General features: G+C 60.1%; 16 protein-coding genes. 5 read left to right on the plus strand and 11 right to left on the minus strand.

The window, feature by feature from the left end; translation table 11 throughout:
* Nucleotides 1-123 precede the first annotated feature (123 nt).
* From ABTV29_RS23145 to ABTV29_RS23160, 4 genes are all read left to right on the plus strand, one after another.
* Nucleotides 124-1,896 carry an N-acetylglutaminylglutamine amidotransferase gene (locus tag ABTV29_RS23145; RefSeq protein ID WP_433766965.1) on the plus strand — a complete coding sequence of 591 codons (1,773 nt, stop codon included), beginning with the start codon at nucleotides 124-126 and terminating at the stop codon, nucleotides 1,894-1,896.
* Nucleotides 1,897-1,899: 3 nt separating this feature from the next.
* Nucleotides 1,900-3,651: an N-acetylglutaminylglutamine synthetase gene (ngg, locus tag ABTV29_RS23150; protein ID WP_433766966.1), complete on the plus strand. Its 1,752-nt coding sequence runs from the start codon at nucleotides 1,900-1,902 to the stop codon at nucleotides 3,649-3,651.
* Between the two features lie 155 nt (nucleotides 3,652-3,806).
* Nucleotides 3,807-4,997, plus strand: a complete 1,191-nt coding sequence (locus ABTV29_RS23155) for an osmoprotectant NAGGN system M42 family peptidase (protein WP_433766967.1) — start codon at nucleotides 3,807-3,809, stop codon at nucleotides 4,995-4,997.
* A gap of 181 nt (nucleotides 4,998-5,178) precedes the next feature.
* Nucleotides 5,179-5,406, plus strand: coding sequence for a YheU family protein (locus ABTV29_RS23160; protein WP_110967037.1), 228 nt, complete (start codon nucleotides 5,179-5,181; stop codon nucleotides 5,404-5,406).
* Here the strand turns inward: ABTV29_RS23160 and csrA are convergent.
* From csrA to ABTV29_RS23175, 3 genes are all read right to left on the minus strand, one after another.
* The gene (csrA, locus tag ABTV29_RS23165) at nucleotides 5,395-5,586 is read right to left on the minus strand and encodes a carbon storage regulator CsrA (protein ID WP_433766968.1); all 192 of its coding nucleotides are present in this window, start codon (nucleotides 5,584-5,586) and stop codon (nucleotides 5,395-5,397) included. The two genes, ABTV29_RS23160 and csrA, sit on opposite strands and share 12 nt — an antisense overlap.
* Before the next feature lie 154 nt (nucleotides 5,587-5,740).
* Nucleotides 5,741-6,073, minus strand: coding sequence for a YnfA family protein (locus tag ABTV29_RS23170; RefSeq protein WP_433766969.1), 333 nt, complete (start codon nucleotides 6,071-6,073; stop codon nucleotides 5,741-5,743).
* A 64-nt stretch (nucleotides 6,074-6,137) separates the two neighbouring features.
* Nucleotides 6,138-6,953 carry an SDR family oxidoreductase gene (locus ABTV29_RS23175; RefSeq protein WP_433766970.1) on the minus strand — a complete coding sequence of 272 codons (816 nt, stop codon included), beginning with the start codon at nucleotides 6,951-6,953 and terminating at the stop codon, nucleotides 6,138-6,140.
* 269 nt (nucleotides 6,954-7,222) lie between these two features.
* Here ABTV29_RS23175 and ABTV29_RS23180 point away from each other — a divergent pair, with 269 nt between their 5' ends.
* A complete protein-coding gene (locus ABTV29_RS23180; RefSeq protein ID WP_170948722.1) occupies nucleotides 7,223-7,381 on the plus strand; it encodes a DUF3309 family protein in 159 nt (52 codons plus the stop codon).
* Between the two features lie 60 nt (nucleotides 7,382-7,441).
* Here ABTV29_RS23180 and ABTV29_RS23185 read toward each other — a convergent pair whose 3' ends face one another.
* The 8 genes from ABTV29_RS23185 to ABTV29_RS23220 all read right to left on the minus strand — a co-directional run bounded on the left by ABTV29_RS23185 (nucleotide 7,442) and on the right by ABTV29_RS23220 (nucleotide 15,212).
* Nucleotides 7,442-9,541 carry an LTA synthase family protein gene (locus ABTV29_RS23185; protein ID WP_433766971.1) on the minus strand — a complete coding sequence of 700 codons (2,100 nt, stop codon included), beginning with the start codon at nucleotides 9,539-9,541 and terminating at the stop codon, nucleotides 7,442-7,444.
* A 374-nt stretch (nucleotides 9,542-9,915) separates the two neighbouring features.
* Complete coding sequence (locus ABTV29_RS23190; protein WP_433766972.1) at nucleotides 9,916-10,521, minus strand: START domain-containing protein; 606 nt, start codon at nucleotides 10,519-10,521, stop codon at nucleotides 9,916-9,918.
* A gap of 41 nt (nucleotides 10,522-10,562) precedes the next feature.
* Nucleotides 10,563-10,817 carry a YkgJ family cysteine cluster protein gene (locus ABTV29_RS23195; RefSeq protein WP_433766973.1) on the minus strand — a complete coding sequence of 85 codons (255 nt, stop codon included), beginning with the start codon at nucleotides 10,815-10,817 and terminating at the stop codon, nucleotides 10,563-10,565.
* Nucleotides 10,818-10,982: 165 nt separating this feature from the next.
* Nucleotides 10,983-11,471: a translation initiation factor 2 gene (locus ABTV29_RS23200; protein WP_433766974.1), complete on the minus strand. Its 489-nt coding sequence runs from the start codon at nucleotides 11,469-11,471 to the stop codon at nucleotides 10,983-10,985.
* Nucleotides 11,472-11,570: 99 nt separating this feature from the next.
* Nucleotides 11,571-13,010: a PLP-dependent aminotransferase family protein gene (locus ABTV29_RS23205; RefSeq protein WP_433766975.1), complete on the minus strand. Its 1,440-nt coding sequence runs from the start codon at nucleotides 13,008-13,010 to the stop codon at nucleotides 11,571-11,573.
* Between the two features lie 202 nt (nucleotides 13,011-13,212).
* Nucleotides 13,213-14,025 carry an OmpA family protein gene (locus ABTV29_RS23210; RefSeq protein ID WP_433766976.1) on the minus strand — a complete coding sequence of 271 codons (813 nt, stop codon included), beginning with the start codon at nucleotides 14,023-14,025 and terminating at the stop codon, nucleotides 13,213-13,215.
* Nucleotides 14,022-14,378 (minus strand): DUF4398 domain-containing protein, encoded by a 357-nt coding sequence (locus ABTV29_RS23215; protein ID WP_433766977.1) that lies wholly within the window; start codon nucleotides 14,376-14,378, stop codon nucleotides 14,022-14,024. Before ABTV29_RS23215 ends, ABTV29_RS23210 begins: the two co-directional genes overlap by 4 nt.
* Before the next feature lie 9 nt (nucleotides 14,379-14,387).
* Nucleotides 14,388-15,212 carry a substrate-binding periplasmic protein gene (locus ABTV29_RS23220; protein ID WP_433766978.1) on the minus strand — a complete coding sequence of 275 codons (825 nt, stop codon included), beginning with the start codon at nucleotides 15,210-15,212 and terminating at the stop codon, nucleotides 14,388-14,390.
* Between the last annotated feature and the right edge of the window lie 148 nt (nucleotides 15,213-15,360).

Below are 15,360 nucleotides of genomic sequence, written 5' to 3' on the forward strand. Positions count from 1 at the left end.
AACCGCTGCTTATAACTCATCGATCTAAAACTCCCACTACCGTGGCAGGTCAGTTTCTGAGTACCCGCCATTTTGGCCGGGTATCGATTGACCCTCCCCAACGGAAAAACCGGTAAGGAATTTATGTGCGGATTAGCTGGCGAGTTACGTTTTGACAATCAACCTGCAGACCTTGCAGCCATCGAACGCATCACCCATCACCTGGCACCACGCGGCCCCGACGCCTGGGGTTTTCACAGCCAGGGGCCAATTGCCCTGGGCCATCGACGCCTGAAAATCATGGACCTGTCCAACGGCTCGGCACAGCCGATGATCGACCATCAATTGGGACTGTCCCTGGCCTTCAACGGCGCGATCTACAACTTCCCGGAACTGCGCACCGAGCTGGAAAGCCTCGGCTACGCGTTTCATTCAGGTGGCGACACCGAAGTGCTGCTCAAGGGCTTTCATGCCTGGGGTGAAGCACTGCTGCCGAAACTCAACGGCATGTTTGCCTTCGCCATTTGGCAGCGCGACACGCAAAGCCTGTTCATCGCCCGCGACCGTCTCGGCGTGAAGCCGTTGTACCTGTCGCGCACCGCCCAGCGCCTGCGCTTCGCCTCTTCGCTGCCGGCGTTGCTCAAGGGTGGCGATATCAACCCGATTCTCGATCCGGTGGCGCTCAATCACTACCTGAACTTTCATGCCGTGGTCCCCGCACCACGTACCCTGCTGGCGGGCATCGAAAAACTGCCGCCGGCCAGCTGGATGCGCATCGACGCCGATGGCCGCACCGAACAGCAAACCTGGTGGACCCTGCCCTACGGCCCACACGCCGACGAGATGAACCTGACCCTGGAAGACTGGCGCGACCGGGTACTCGACAGTACCCGCGACGCGGTGGCGATACGTCAGCGTGCGGCGGTAGACGTTGGCGTGCTGCTTTCCGGCGGTGTCGATTCCAGCATGCTCGTCGGTCTGTTGCGTGAAGTCGGCGTGGAAAACCTCTCGACCTTTTCCATCGGTTTTCAGGATGCCGGTGGCGAACGCGGCGACGAGTTCCAGTACTCGGACCTGATCGCCCGGCATTACGGTACCCGGCACCATCAACTGCGCATCGATGAAAAGGAAATCATCGAACAACTGCCGGCCGCGTTCCGCGCCATGAGCGAGCCGATGGTCAGCCATGACTGCATCGCTTTTTACCTGTTGTCCCGAGAAGTGGCCAAGCATTGCAAAGTGGTGCAGAGCGGCCAGGGCGCTGATGAATTGTTTGCCGGTTACCACTGGTATCCGCAGGTGGACGGCGCCAGCGATCCGTACGCGGCCTATCGCGAAGCGTTTTTCGACCGTAGCTACGAAGACTACGCCGCCACGGTGCAACCGAAATGGCTGACAGCGAATGACGCCGCCGGTGACTTCGTGAAGGAACATTTCGCACAACCCGGTGCGGACGCGCCGGTGGACAAGGCCTTGCGCCTGGACAGCACGGTGATGCTGGTGGATGACCCGGTCAAACGCGTCGACAACATGACCATGGCCTGGGGCCTGGAAGCGCGCACGCCGTTTCTCGACTACCGCCTGGTGGAGTTGTCCGCCCGGATACCGGGTAAGTTCAAGCTGCCCGACGGCGGCAAACAGGTACTCAAGGAAGCGGCGCGCCTGGTGATCCCGAGCGAGGTGATCGACCGCAAGAAAGGTTACTTCCCGGTCCCTGGCCTCAAGCACTTGCAAGGCGACACGTTGAACTGGGTGCGCGAGTTATTGCTCGATCCGAGCCAGGATCGCGGCCTGTTCAACCCGGCGATGCTCGACCGCCTGTTGACCGATCCCCAAGGCCAGTTGACGCCATTGCGCGGTTCCAAGCTGTGGCAACTGGCGGCCCTGAACCTGTGGCTCAGCGAACAAGGAATCTGATCGATGAAACCTCACGCTACGGCCATCAGCCAACGCTTGTTGCGAGGTCAGACGCCATCCTACGAGCGCTTGCAGGCGCGCTTGGCCGAAGACGGCAGCCAACTCGGCGCAGCGCCGATCGCGGTGCACTGCGGCTGGGGCCGGTTGCTGATCGGCCACACCTTTGCCGATGCGGCCAGCCTTGCCCAAGAGTTGCTCAACGAACAGCCCGGCGAACGCGACATCGCACTGTACGTCGCCGCCCCCCAGCAAGTGCTGGGGCTGGAGCCGGCCCAGTTGTTCCTCGACCCGTCCGACACCTTGCGCCTGTGGTTCAGCGATTACCGTCAGGCCACCCGGGTATTTCGCGGTTTTCGCATTCGTCGTGCGCAAAGCGAGACGGACTGGCAGGCGATCAATCAGCTGTATCAGGCCCGCGGCATGCTGCCCATCGATGCCACCCTGCTGACCCCGCATCACTCAGGCGGCCCGGTGTACTGGCTGGCCGAAGACGAGGACAGCGGCGCGGTCATCGGCAGTGTCATGGGCCTCAATCACCGCAAGGCCTTCAACGATCCGGAAAACGGCAGCAGCCTGTGGTGCCTGGCGGTCGATCCACACTGCTCACGGCCAGGTGTTGGTGAAGTCTTGGTGCGGCACTTGATTGAGCACTTCATGAGTCGCGGATTGAGCTACCTCGATCTATCGGTGCTGCATGACAACCGTCAGGCGAAAAATCTGTACGCCAAGCTCGGCTTTCGCAACCTCTCGACCTTCGCCATCAAGCGCAAGAACGGCATCAATCAGCCGCTGTTCCTCGGCCCGGGCCCTGAAGCCGAGTTCAATCCCTACGCGCGGATCATCGTGGAGGAAGCGCTCCGGCGTGGCATCGATGTGCAAGTGGATGACGCCGATGCCGGGATGTTCACCCTCAGCCACGGCGGACGCCGGGTGCGCTGTCGCGAGTCCCTCAGCGACCTGACCAGCGCGGTCAGCATGACCTTGTGCCAGGACAAAAGCCTGACTCATAAAGTGCTGAAGGCGGCCGGCCTGAACTTGCCCGCGCAGCAATTGGCGGGTAATGCCGATGACAACCTGGCGTTTCTCGACGAGCACCAACGGGTGGTGGTCAAGCCGCTGGACGGCGAACAGGGTCAAGGCGTGGCCGTGGACCTGCGAAGCATCGAAGACGTCCAGCAAGCCATCGAAGCGGCGCGCCGATTCGATAGCCGTGTGTTGCTGGAGAGCTTTCACGAAGGCCTCGACCTGCGGATTCTGGTGATCGGTTTTGAAGTGGTCGCCGCCGCGATACGTCGACCGGCGGAGGTGGTGGGCGATGGCCAGCACTCGATTGGCGCACTGATTGAAGCCCAGAGCCGGCGGCGTCAGGCGGCCACGGGCGGTGAAAGCAAAATCCCCCTGGACCACGAGACTCAGCGCACCTTGCATGACGCAGGTTATGACTACAGCAGCATTCTGCCGGCGGGCGAGCATTTGTTCGTACGGCGTACGGCGAATCTTCATACGGGCGGGGTGCTTGAGGATGTCACCGCCATCCTGCACCCGACGCTGGTGGATGCGGCGGTGCGGGCGGCGCGGGCGCTGGACATTCCCATGGTCGGCCTGGACCTGATGGTGTCCGCGGCCGATCGGCCGCAGTACGTGTTTATCGAAGCCAACGAGAGGGCCGGGCTGGCCAACCATGAGCCGCAACCGACGGCCGAGCGGTTTGTGGATTTGTTGTTTCCGCATAGTCAGTCGGTGGCCTCCAAGTGATGTGTTGCCTCGACTGGCCCCATCGCGAGCAGGCTCGCTCCCACATTTGATTGCAGTTCCCTGTGGGAGCGAGCCTGCTCGCGAAGGCGGTCTGACAGGCAACGAATTTCTTTCTCATCGAAACCATCGATGCGCACACCCCATCAGGAGTTTCCATGACCAGCAAATACCCAGAACCGGACCTGACCTACCTGCAAAAAGTCCTGCTGGAAATGCTCGCCATTCCCAGCCCCACCGGGTTTACCGACACCATCGTGCGCTACGTCGCCGAACGCCTGGAGGAGCTGGGCATCCCGTTCGAAATGACCCGTCGTGGCACCATTCGCGCCACCCTCAAGGGCAAGAAGAACAGCCCCGACCGCGCCGTTTCGGCTCATTTGGACACCATTGGCGCCGCCGTGCGTGCGGTGAAGGACAACGGCCGCCTGACCCTCGCTCCCGTGGGTTGCTGGTCCAGCCGGTTTGCCGAAGGCAGCCGCGTCAGTCTGTTCACCGACAACGGCGTGATTCGCGGCAGTGTGTTGCCGTTGATGGCGTCCGGGCACGCGTTCAACACCGCCGTGGATGAAATGCCGATCAGTTGGGATCACGTTGAATTGCGCCTGGACGCCTACTGCGCGACCCGTGCCGATTGCGACTCCCTGGGGGTCAGCGTCGGTGATTTCGTCGCCTTCGACCCACTGCCGGAGTTCACCGAAAGTGGCCACATCAGCGCCCGCCACCTCGACGACAAGGCCGGTGTCGCGGCGCTGCTGGCGGCGTTGAAAGCCATCGTCGACAGCGGTGAAGAGCTGTCGATCGACTGTCACCCGCTGTTCACCATCACCGAGGAAACCGGCAGCGGCGCGGCGGCGGCACTACCATGGGACGTCAGCGAATTTGTCGGCATCGACATTGCACCGGTCGCGCCCGGCCAGCATTCCAGTGAACACGCGGTGAGCATCGCGATGCAGGACTCCGGCGGGCCCTATGACTACCACTTGTCACGCCACCTGCTGCGCCTGGCCAGCGACAATGAGTTGCCGGTTCGCCGTGATCTGTTTCGTTACTACTTCAGCGATGCCCATTCGGCAGTGACCGCCGGCCATGACATCCGCACCGCCCTGCTCGCCTTCGGCTGCGATGCGACCCACGGCTACGAACGCACCCACATCGACAGCCTCGCCGCCCTCAGCCGCCTGCTCGGCGCCTACATCCTCAGCCCGCCGGTGTTCGCCAGCGACGCACAGCCGGCCACGGGCTCGCTGGACCGCTTCAGTCATCAGCTCGAACATGACACGCAGATGGAGAGTGATACGCGGGTGCCTTCGGTGGACAGTCTGGTGGGGCAGCGGTCGGATAACTGACCCGGGATTTCTATCGACGGAAAAATCGCTATCGCGAGCAGGCTCGCTCCCACAGTTGAATGCGGTCAAATGTGGGAGCGAGCCTGCTCGCGATGGCGCCGGATAGGCACACACCGAACCCAAAGCTAGCCGACATCAATCATTCGCCGTAGCATCCCGACATTGTTTACCCGAGGTGCTTATGCTGATTCCCCACGACCAACTTGAGGTCGACACCCTGACCCGCCTGATCGAAGACTTCGTCACCCGCGACGGTACCGACAACGGCGACGATACGCCGCTGCAAACCCGCGTATTGCGGGTGCGCCAGGCATTGATCAAGGGCCAGGCACTGATCGTCTTCGACCCGGAAAGCGAGCAATGCCAGTTGATGCTCAAGCACGACGTCCCCAAACATCTATTCGACTGACTTTTCCTTTTTGGGCTGCTTGCGCTGGATCCGCTCATAAATCTCGGATCGGTGCACATTGACGTTGCGTGGCGCCTTGACACCGAAACGCACGCTGTTTCCATCGACAGCAACGACGCGTATGGAAATGCTGTCGCCGATTGAAATCAATTCGCCCACAACGCGACTGAGTACTAGCATGACTTTCGTCCTTCAGGATGACCGAACCCTGAAGATGCCCGGCGCATGGCAAGGCTTCAAGGCAATGGCTGTAATCCGGAACGGACTGACAGGCTGCGGCCTGAGCTCCTGACGGAAACGTCTGACGGGGGGTGTGAAATGCAGGACGGATCCTTCAGGAAGCGGAAAAGCGTGGGCCGAAAAGGATGACACTCGCCCCGATCACGCACAGTGCCACGCCGATCCAGTCCGAGCCCAACGGACGGATCCGCTCGACCACCGCCAACCAGCCAATCGACGCAATGATGTAGATACCGCCGTAAGCCGCGTAGGCGCGACCGGCGTAGGTGGCCTCGATGCGAGTCAGCAACAGGGCGAACAAGGTCAGGCTGAGCAACGCCGGTACCACCCACCAAACGCTCTTGCCCTGGCGCAGCCACATCCAGAAGGCGAAGCAGCCGGCGATTTCAAACAACGCGGCAAGGAAGAACCACAGGTAATTGAGCATGCGAGCGCCTCGTTAGGATGGCCAGTGGCGGCCACCCTAACGAGGCATTGGCTCAGGGGCAAGTTCAGCCCGCGGTTTGTTTGGCCTTGGCGCGCATCTTGTCGGCCATGACGGTCATTTCGTTGTACAGCAGTTGCGGGTTCTTCTGCTTGAGCGCCCAGGCCATGCGGCCCTGTTCGTGAGGCAGAATCATGAACTCACCGGCGGCGACCTGTTGGTAGATGTAGTCAGCAATATCGGCCGCGCTGATCGGCGAGCTTTCCAGCAACTTGCCGACCTGGGCCTTCATGGCCGGCGTCGGGCCACGGAAAGAATCGAGCAGGTTGGTCTGGAAGAACGACGGGCACACCACATGCACGCCCACTTCCTGGTGCGCCAGTTCGATCAGCAGGCTTTCCGACAACGCCACCACACCGGCCTTGGCCACGTTGTAGTTACTCATGGCCGGGCCTTGCATCAGCGCGGCCATGGACGCGACGTTGATGATCTTGCCTTTGCTCTTTTCCAGCAGAGGCAGGAAGGCCTTGCAGCCCTTGACCACGCCCATCAGGTTGATCGCGATCTGCCAGTCCCAGTCTTCCAGGGACAACTCACTGAAAAACCCGCCCGACGCCACGCCGGCGTTGTTGACGATCACGTCGATGCCGCCGAACTTCGATTCGCAAGCCTGGGCAAAAGCGGTCAACTGGCTATAGTCGCGCACGTCGCAACGCTGGATGAAACCGTCGCCGCCGGCTTCGCGTACCAGCTTGAGGGTTTCCTGCAAGCCCGGCTCGCTGACATCGGACAAGGCCAGCTGCCAGCCTTCACGCGCCCAGCGCAGCGCGATTTCGCGACCCAGGCCAGAGCCCGCACCAGTGATCATCATGCGATTTTGCATAGCAAACAGCCTTGTTGTTCCGGGGAAGATGCGCCTCAGTGTAGCGAAGGATATTGCCGGACCCACGCTCCATCAGATTGCTGAATGGCCCAAACAAAACGCCAGCAACTAGCGCTTGCGCAACGAAATAATCCGATGTTCGAAAAACATGAAAAATACTTGGAATTTTCTTTGAAGCGCGGCAGTCGGAATTTTTAAGCAGCTCGAATTAATTGCATTCCTGCTGATCATTAACGACTAGGTCATTCCTGACTACTTACAGCAAGGAAATAGACATGGGCACAATTCTACTCATCATTCTGATCCTGTTACTGATCGGTGGTCTGCCGGTCTTCCCGCACTCCAGAAGCTGGGGTTATGGCCCGTCCGGTATCATCGGCGTGGTGTTGGTAGTGATATTGATCCTGTTGTTACTCGGCAAGATATGAAGTTTCTGCCTGCAAAAAAAGAGGCCCTTGAAAGGGCCTCTTTTTATTGTCGCGAACTACTTAGTCCGGCTTGCCATCGATCACACCGGCGGTGTTGTCGAGCAGGCTCTTGGTTGCCGTTTGCAGGAACGATTCCAGCTTGGTGCGCATCTCCGCGGTACGCGGTGCATCCGGGATGACCTCGGCATGCGGATTGGCGCCCAGTTCATAGGCGTACATCTTCGGCGCCATGTCCTTGTCTTTCGGCAACACCAGAATCTGGTCGGCAGTCACGATGGCCGTGGTCTGCTCGCTACCCGATGGCTTGATCACGCCGAAGCCGGTATCGCCTTCCGGCAGGTTGAGCAGATCGCGACCCCAGCACTGGTGACGCACTTCCCCGCCAATCCGACCCATGATGGTCGGCACGATGTCGACCTGAGTACCGACGGTGTGGTCAAGCTTGCCGAACTTCTCCTGGATGCCCGGTGCGATCATCAGCATCGGCACGTTGAAACGCCCCAGGTCCATTTCGGTGATCTGGCGCTCGTTGCCGAAACCGTGGTCGCCGACGATGACAAACAGGGTTTCCTTGAAGTACGGCTCCTTGCGGGCTTTCTCGAAGAACTGGCCCAGCGCCCAGTCCGCGTAACGCATGGCCGTCAAATGCTCGTTCAGGCTGCCGCGGTCGGTCACGCGCTCGACCGGCAATGGCGTCGGCAAGGCATACGGCGTGTGGTTGGACAGGGTTTGCAGCAAGGCATAGAACGGTTTCTTGTCCTTGCCGTCGCGGGCTTTGAGCTCTTCCAGGCCACGGTTGAACATATCCTGGTCGGACACGCCCCAGGTCGGGTCGGAGAACACCGGATTAACGAAGTCGTTACGTCCGACGAAGTTGGTCATGCCCTGGTTGCTGAAGAAACCGGACTGGTTGTCCCAGGCGAAGTCGCCGTTGTAGACATACACGTCGTCGTAGTTCCGGGTGCTGAGCAACTGCGGCAGGCCGGACAGTTTGTGGCTGCCTTCCGGGGTCTGCATCAGGTATTCGAAACCCGGCAGGTTCGGGAAGCACGCCATGGTGGCGAACATGCCCTGGTGGGTGTGGGTACCGTTGGAGAAGAAGCGGTCGAACAGCAGGCCTTCCTTCGACAGTTGGTCCAGGTACGGCGTGATGTTGCCCGGCGCGCCCAAGGCACCCACCGAGTGACCGGCCATGCTTTCCATCAGGATCACGACAACGTTCTTGATCGGCAGGGTCTTGTCGGCCGGTGGCGTGTAGTCGCGACGCACGGCGGCGGTCTCGCCATCCACCAGCTTCTCGTCCTTCATCACCAACATGTCACGCACGGTCTGCTGCGCCAACGGTTGTGGCAACGTGGCTTTCCAGATGTTGTCGCGATCTTCGGACATCCGGCTCTTCGCCGCCGCCACTAGGGACAGCGTGCCGTTGAGGCCCAGTTGGTTGGCGAAGTTGGAGTCGGTGGTGTAGACGTCACCCCAACGCATTGGCGGGCCCTGGCGCAAGGTGCCGCGAGCGGCGACCACGCAGACCATCAGGCAAACCACGAACACCGCGACACGCGTGTACCAAGGGGCGACCTGACGGGCGCCGATGCTGCCGCCACTGAACGGGCCACGTGGACGGGTCGCGCGGTCGGCGCCCTTGAACGCCAGGCTGAGAATCCAGGTGCCTACGGCCCAGGCCAGCAGGTAGCGAACCACCGGGAAACCGTACCAGAGCATGCTCATCACGGTTTTCGGGTCTTCCTTCACATACTGGAAGACCAGGCCGTTGAGGCGCTGGTGGAATTCACGGTAGAAGTCCATCTCCATCAGGCCCAGGAACAGCGCGATGCTGGAGGCCAGGGTCAGCCAGAAACGGAAAAAACCGCGCGCGGCCATGGCCCGGGCACTGAACAGTGCCAGCAGCAACGGAACGCTGAGGTACACCACCAGACGCAGGTCGAAACGCAGGCCGTTGGCAAACGCTTCGACAAAGGTCGAGGCCGGCGTGTCGAGGATCATCTCGCGGTTGTAGACCAGCAGCGCAACGCGCAGCAGGCTGAACATGACCATCATGATCAGGGCACACAACAACGTGTAGGCCAGATGCGATTTGACGGTCGGTTGCAGCAGGCGACTAGAAGCTCGCTGCTGATTCAGGGCGTCCGGAATTGCCATGTCGTTTTAGGACCCATTGGAAGTTGAAGTTTCAAAAATACAGCTGCGCCCTGCCCTCTATTGGCCAATTACCTGGCCCCGGGGTTTGCGCGGTGCGCAAATGTTGCACGATCAATCGTGGCATTGCCATTGATTACTGTTCGATCATGCCGACGCGCGCGAATTGTCTTGGAGGCTTGGTGAAAATTTCGTACAGCGAATATTCAGAAACACAATAAAGGGTGCTGGCTGAATACAGGCTGTAGGAGCTGCGTAGGAGCTGTCGAGTGCAACGAGGCTGCGAACTTTTGATTTTCAGGATCAAGATCAAGATCAAAAGATCGCAGCCTTCGGCAGCTCCTACAGGGGGGAGCCCGGCGTTGGAATGCCGAGGTTTACTTCTCGGCCAACGCCTTGAGGTTTTTCAAGGTATTGAACGGTGCATCGACCACAAACTTGTTGGCAACCATCGACGGCACGCTGCCGCCCGGCTCGGTGTGTACCTGATAGGTCACCTTGACCTGATCGCCCTGAGGTTCGAACTTCCAGAAGCCATCGACCTTGGCCACCCGCACAAAGCCTTTTTCTTCAGGAAGGTACTTGGGCACGCCTTCGAGCTTGCGGGTCAAGCTGCCGTCGGCGCCTTCGAGGGTGGTGATATGCAGCACCGAGTCACGCGGGGTAACCGGCCAGGGCGTGTTGAATTGGGTGTAGGTCCAGCTCTGATCGCCTTCGTGCTTGAGCAACTTCTGGGTCTTGCACTCGTGAATCCAGGCGCAGGCACCAGCCACGTCTTCCTGCAACGCGCGCAGTTTGGCCACGGTGGTTTTCATCAGCGTGACGCCCTGGTAGGCCTTGTAATCGGAACCGGCCACTTCACTCAGGGACACCTTGATGCCGTCTTCATTCTTGGCGACTTTCCAGTCTTCGGCCTGGGCAACCGAAGTGGCCAGAACCGCCGTCAACCCACACAACACAGCCATACGATGCAGCGAACCCATAATTTTATTCCTTATTGTTGAAGTTCCGTTCGTCGAACACATCACGCCGCGGTCATTTGCTCCCACCAGCCGATCAACCTGATGGCTTGTTCACTGCTGTCGCCGCACACCTCTACGTCCGCCTTGAACCCCGAGCAAACCGCCGGGCGCTCGGGTTGGCCGAAGATGTTGCACAGATTTTCGGCAGACAATTGCACACAACGTTCCCCGGCCGGCTTGCCCAAGGGCATGCCGGGAATGGCTGAACTGATGGAAGGGGCAATGCAACAGGCGCCACAGCCTTCACGGCACTTCATGACGACAAGCTCCTCGCGACGGGCGATGTGTTAAAGGACGGGGCACAGAGTAACCGCTTAAACAGTTGTTTTAAATTACCGGGCCGCGGGTTTTTACCTGCAAACGGGTGTGACCGGGCAGTCTCCGACAAAGCGTCTGGTCCGCGGCTCGCGAACGGGTGCGATTTACCGCTTGAATTCGAATTCCAGTGCCGCCCCTTCGACTTCATGACGCTCTTCATTACGCAGCTGCAACTGCATTTCGTTGCTGATCAGGCGACCGTTGAGCTGAAACTGACTGCTGCCGGTCTTGTCACCGAACATTTGCGGCAACACCGGATCGTGTTTGGGCAAGGGTACGGTGCCGACGGGGTCCAGTTCGTCGACCATGTCCTTGGGAAGGCTCAAGTCGAGTTTGGCAGGAGGGAGTTGGGTCTTCACCACCTCGCTGGCCGGTTTCGACTTGGAGGCAACGGGTGAGCGTTTTTTGACCGCTGCGACTGGCTTTTTGGCCGGCGCTGCTTTCTTTGTCGGCGCGGTTTTGGCGGGCGCGGTTTTTTTCGAAGCCGTGCTGGTGGCCGGCTTGTCTTGGGCGGATGCGGCCAAAACGGTGATTGGCTGAATGCTGACTGACAGGCAGATCAATAACCAGACGGCGGGAAAAATCGGTTTCATGGACTCAACGACGCACTTGGCGCAAACGACACAGAGGCCATATGCTCGCTTGTTGCACGTGACATGACAAGCGTGGGCAGGCATTACCCGCCCACTGCGTCACAGGCCCAGGGCGGTCTCCTGGCAAAGCTGGGTAGCGAGCATGCCGAGGGTCATCAGCGCACGCTCGGCTTCACGGTTCCAGGGTATGCCGCAGTTGAGCCGAATACAGTGATTGAACTGCTCGGTGTTACTGAAAATCAGTCCCGGCGCAATGCTGATGCCCTGCTGCAAGGCACGCACATGCAATTCCTGGGTATTGACCCTTCCCGGCAGGCTCACCCACAAAATGAAACCGCCAGTTGGCCGGGTCATTTGCGTGCCTTCGGGGAAATACTGCTGCACCGCCAACTGGAAGGCGCTGAGGTTCTTGCGGTACTCCTGGCGGATGTAACGCAAGTGCCGGTCGTAACCGCCATTCTCCAGATAGGCGGCGATGCCCATCTGCGTGACGCTACAGGCCGAATGGGTACTGAACGTCTGCAGGCGCTGGATTTCCTGCTGAAACTTGCCGGCAATCATCCAGCCGATCCGCACGCCCGGTGACAGGGTCTTGGAGAAACTCGAGCAATAGATCACCCGGTCCAGCCGGTCATAGGCCTTGAGCGCCTTGGTACGCCCCTGCTCGAACATCAATTCGCCGTAGATATCGTCCTCGACGATCTGAATGTCGAAATCCGAGGCCAGACGCAACAATTGTTTCTGCCGCTCCTCGGGCATGGTGCCGCCCAAGGGGTTGCTCAGCCGCGTGGTCAGCACCAGCGCCTTGATCGACCATTGATTGGCCGCCAGCTGCAAGGCTTCCAGGCTCATGCCCGTGGCGGGATCGCTGGGGATCTCGATGACCTTGAGGCCCAGCAGATCGGCCAGTTGCAGCAAACCGTAATAGGTCGGCGACTCGGCAGCGATCAGATCCCCTGGACGGGTCAGTACCCGCAGGGACATCTGCAAGGCATCAACACAGCCGTGGGTGATCACCACTTCCGAGGGGTCAACCACTACGCCAGCATCGCGCATACGGATCGCCACTTGTCGGCGCAGCGGCTCGAAACCGGGGCTGAACATGTAGCTGAATGCGCGGGGGCTGTGGAAACGGGTGACTTTGGCCAATTGCTGATGCAGCGCCCGAACCGGCAGGTAGTCGACACTCGGCACCGCCGCGCCCAACGGAAAAACCCCTTCCCGGCGGGATTCGACCAGTACCTGCTGGATGATGCTGCTGCGCGTGACCAGGCCAGGACGCTCGACCCGGGCGATGTCCGGGGTCGGCGCGGTCAGGGCCGGCGTCTGGTGTACGTAGTAGCCCGACTGCGGCCGGGCACGGATCAATCCCTGATCCTCGAGGTTGGCATAGGCCTGCAAGACCGTGGCATGGCTGACGTTGAGCTGCGAGCTCATCTTGCGCACCGAAGGCACACGCTCCCCCGGTTGATAGACCCCGCGACGGATGTCTTCAGCCAGCTGTTGAGCAATACGTTGGTAGAGCAGGAGGTTGGTCATGACGCAGCACTCGATTTCACAGGCATTTTATTCTTGTCGGAAACGATACCGGAACAGTTTGGAAGTGTACTGGGACAGTTACCACAATAGTCGACCATACAGTGCAGTGTCAGCAAAAAACTGTACTGTTTTGCCGACGGGTTCGCAGGCACAAAAAAACCCGGCACTGCATGACAGGCCGGGTTTTCCAGAGACGCAACCCTTAGCGGGCGGCGCCGAGCTGGCCTTTTTCGTCGGAGAACACGATTTCCACCCGACGGTTCTGCGCGCGTCCGCGCTCGGACGCGTTGGCGTCCACCGGGTACTCATCGCCATAACCTTCGACCTGAATGCGCTTGTCGTCGATACCCAGGTCCATCAGCACGTCCGCCACCGATTGCGCACGGTCACGGGACAGCTTGAGATTTTCCTGCTTGCCGCCGGTACTGTCGGCATAGCCTTCGATGCGCACCACGCGCTTGGGGTTGAGCTGCAGGAACTGCACGATCTTCAACACCACGCGGTTGGCGGAGTTTTTGAGTTCTGCCTCGCCGGTGTCGAACAGCACATCGCCCAAGGTCATGACCAGGCCACGGTCAGTCTGGGTGGTGGCCAGCGCCACGATCTGCTCTTCGAGCCATTTGCCCTGCTGTTGCACACTGAGCAGCTTGGATTCGCGCAAGGCCAGTTGCAGGCGCTGGCGTTCCAGTTCGAGCTTGGCTGCGCGCTCTTCGTTGAGCACCTGATTGGTGTGCTCCCTGGCGATTTCACTGTAGCGCTGGCTCAGATAGGCATAATGCGCCACGTCCGAACCACTGCCCCAATAGGTGGACAGGCGATCGGCGCGGGCCAGGGACTCACCGGCACGAATCACATCTTTGGGCGCAATCCGCAATACGTTGGAGTCTTCCTTGACCTTCTGGAAGTCGGCCCCAGCCTGTTGCAACGCCGCTTCACTGTGTTGACCGGCACAGCCATAAAGGCTCGCGCAGCCCGCCAGGATCAAACCACCGATAACCTTGGAGCTGAGATTCATTGGGCATCTCCCAATTGCTTGCGCAGGCGGGCGATGCGGGTGTTGAGCACGTTCAACTGTTCCTCGCTCTTGAGGGTCAGGACCTTGGCCTCGGCCAGGCGCGCATCCAGCTCGGCCTGTTCGGAGCGCATGCGCGCATTCTTGAAGGATTGATCGGCCATGCTGCCCTTGGCGCGGTTGTACTTTTCTTCCGCCAGCTTCATTTCCGGCACATCATCGGCGGTGGCACCCACGGCCTTGGCTTGTTCGAGCGCCTGTGCGGTAAGGCGCATTTGTTCATTGGGTGCCGGATCGGCTGCGCAACCGGCCAGAGCCAGAACGGCCAGGGCAGCGAAAAGAGGTCGAATACTCACTAAGAATTCCTACTGTTTTGGGGTACTGACAGGCTGTTTCTGCTGCGTATTCCAACGCTCGATATTGCGTTGCAACACAGCCTCCGTCAGTCCGGACGCGGGCAATTCTGTCATCTTTTTGGCCAGCTGTCCGCGCAACCACGGATCGTTGCAGGCCGAGTTGTGGGAAACCGCCAGAAACAATCCCGGCCTGTCGACAGGTTGCGCGCGGGCGATCAGGTCGTTGGCCATGCCCAGGGTTTGCGCCATGGCCATGCCCGAGTAGCGCCCCGCCAGGACAAACTCCACCTCGCCCAACAGCAATTTCTGAAAGGCCTGGGTCAGGTTGGGTGTACGAATGACCGACAGTTGCTGCTGGGTGAAGGTGACGAACTCCGCAGTCAGCCGGGACTTTTCCGACAAGGCACCGACATGGCCGTGCAAGTCCTGTACGTCGTTGTAGATCAGGGGTGAATCCTTGCGGGTCCAGACCAGGTAGTCGTTTTCCAGCAACGGCGGGTGTATGTAGTCCAGTGTTTCCAGCTCGCTCACCGTCAACGGCGTATCGGCCAGCATGTCCATACGGCCGCTGCGCACTTCCTCCAGGGCCTGGGAACGTTTGCCGGCATAGAGCATCTCGACCTTTATGCCCAACTCCCCCGCCACCTGCTGCAACAAGTCGGCACTCGCCCCGATCAAGTGCTTGGGATTTTGCGGGTCCTGCCAGAGGTAGGGTGGCGCATCCGGACTGCCGGTTACCACCAGACGCTCGCACTTGCCTGCGGCATTCGACAATGCCGGCAATAACGCCAAACTCAGCAGTAATGACCAGCGACACATGCGGCGCAGATCCATGGCAGTACACTCCCGTTGAAAACGCTTATAACCCCGTAGGAGCGAGCCTGCTCGCGATGGGCGCTAACGATGACGCGGGCGTTCTGATTAAAAGCGGCGCTCTTGGGATCATCGCGAGCAGGCTCGCTCCTACAGGTACAGAGGCAAA

Origin of the sequence: Pseudomonas putida, from assembly GCF_050989985.1 — a bacterium.
In the GTDB taxonomy this organism is placed as follows: domain Bacteria; phylum Pseudomonadota; class Gammaproteobacteria; order Pseudomonadales; family Pseudomonadaceae; genus Aquipseudomonas; species Aquipseudomonas putida_AI.

Excerpts from the sequence above, each read along its gene's own strand:
- ABTV29_RS23145 (WP_433766965.1), top strand. The coding sequence starts at position 124 with ATGTGCGGATTAGCTGGCGAGTTACGTTTTGACAATCAACCTGCAGAC.
- ngg (WP_433766966.1), top strand. The coding sequence starts at position 1,900 with ATGAAACCTCACGCTACGGCCATCAGCCAACGCTTGTTGCGAGGTCAG.
- ABTV29_RS23155 (WP_433766967.1), top strand. The coding sequence starts at position 3,807 with ATGACCAGCAAATACCCAGAACCGGACCTGACCTACCTGCAAAAAGTC.
- ABTV29_RS23160 (WP_110967037.1), top strand. The coding sequence starts at position 5,179 with ATGCTGATTCCCCACGACCAACTTGAGGTCGACACCCTGACCCGCCTG.
- csrA (WP_433766968.1), bottom strand. The coding sequence starts at position 5,586 with ATGCTAGTACTCAGTCGCGTTGTGGGCGAATTGATTTCAATCGGCGAC.
- ABTV29_RS23170 (WP_433766969.1), bottom strand. The coding sequence starts at position 6,073 with ATGCTCAATTACCTGTGGTTCTTCCTTGCCGCGTTGTTTGAAATCGCC.
- ABTV29_RS23175 (WP_433766970.1), bottom strand. The coding sequence starts at position 6,953 with ATGCAAAATCGCATGATGATCACTGGTGCGGGCTCTGGCCTGGGTCGC.
- ABTV29_RS23185 (WP_433766971.1), bottom strand. The coding sequence starts at position 9,541 with ATGGCAATTCCGGACGCCCTGAATCAGCAGCGAGCTTCTAGTCGCCTG.
- ABTV29_RS23190 (WP_433766972.1), bottom strand. The coding sequence starts at position 10,521 with ATGGGTTCGCTGCATCGTATGGCTGTGTTGTGTGGGTTGACGGCGGTT.
- ABTV29_RS23195 (WP_433766973.1), bottom strand. The coding sequence starts at position 10,817 with ATGAAGTGCCGTGAAGGCTGTGGCGCCTGTTGCATTGCCCCTTCCATC.
- ABTV29_RS23200 (WP_433766974.1), bottom strand. The coding sequence starts at position 11,471 with ATGAAACCGATTTTTCCCGCCGTCTGGTTATTGATCTGCCTGTCAGTC.
- ABTV29_RS23205 (WP_433766975.1), bottom strand. The coding sequence starts at position 13,010 with ATGACCAACCTCCTGCTCTACCAACGTATTGCTCAACAGCTGGCTGAA.
- ABTV29_RS23210 (WP_433766976.1), bottom strand. The coding sequence starts at position 14,025 with ATGAATCTCAGCTCCAAGGTTATCGGTGGTTTGATCCTGGCGGGCTGC.
- ABTV29_RS23220 (WP_433766978.1), bottom strand. The coding sequence starts at position 15,212 with ATGGATCTGCGCCGCATGTGTCGCTGGTCATTACTGCTGAGTTTGGCG.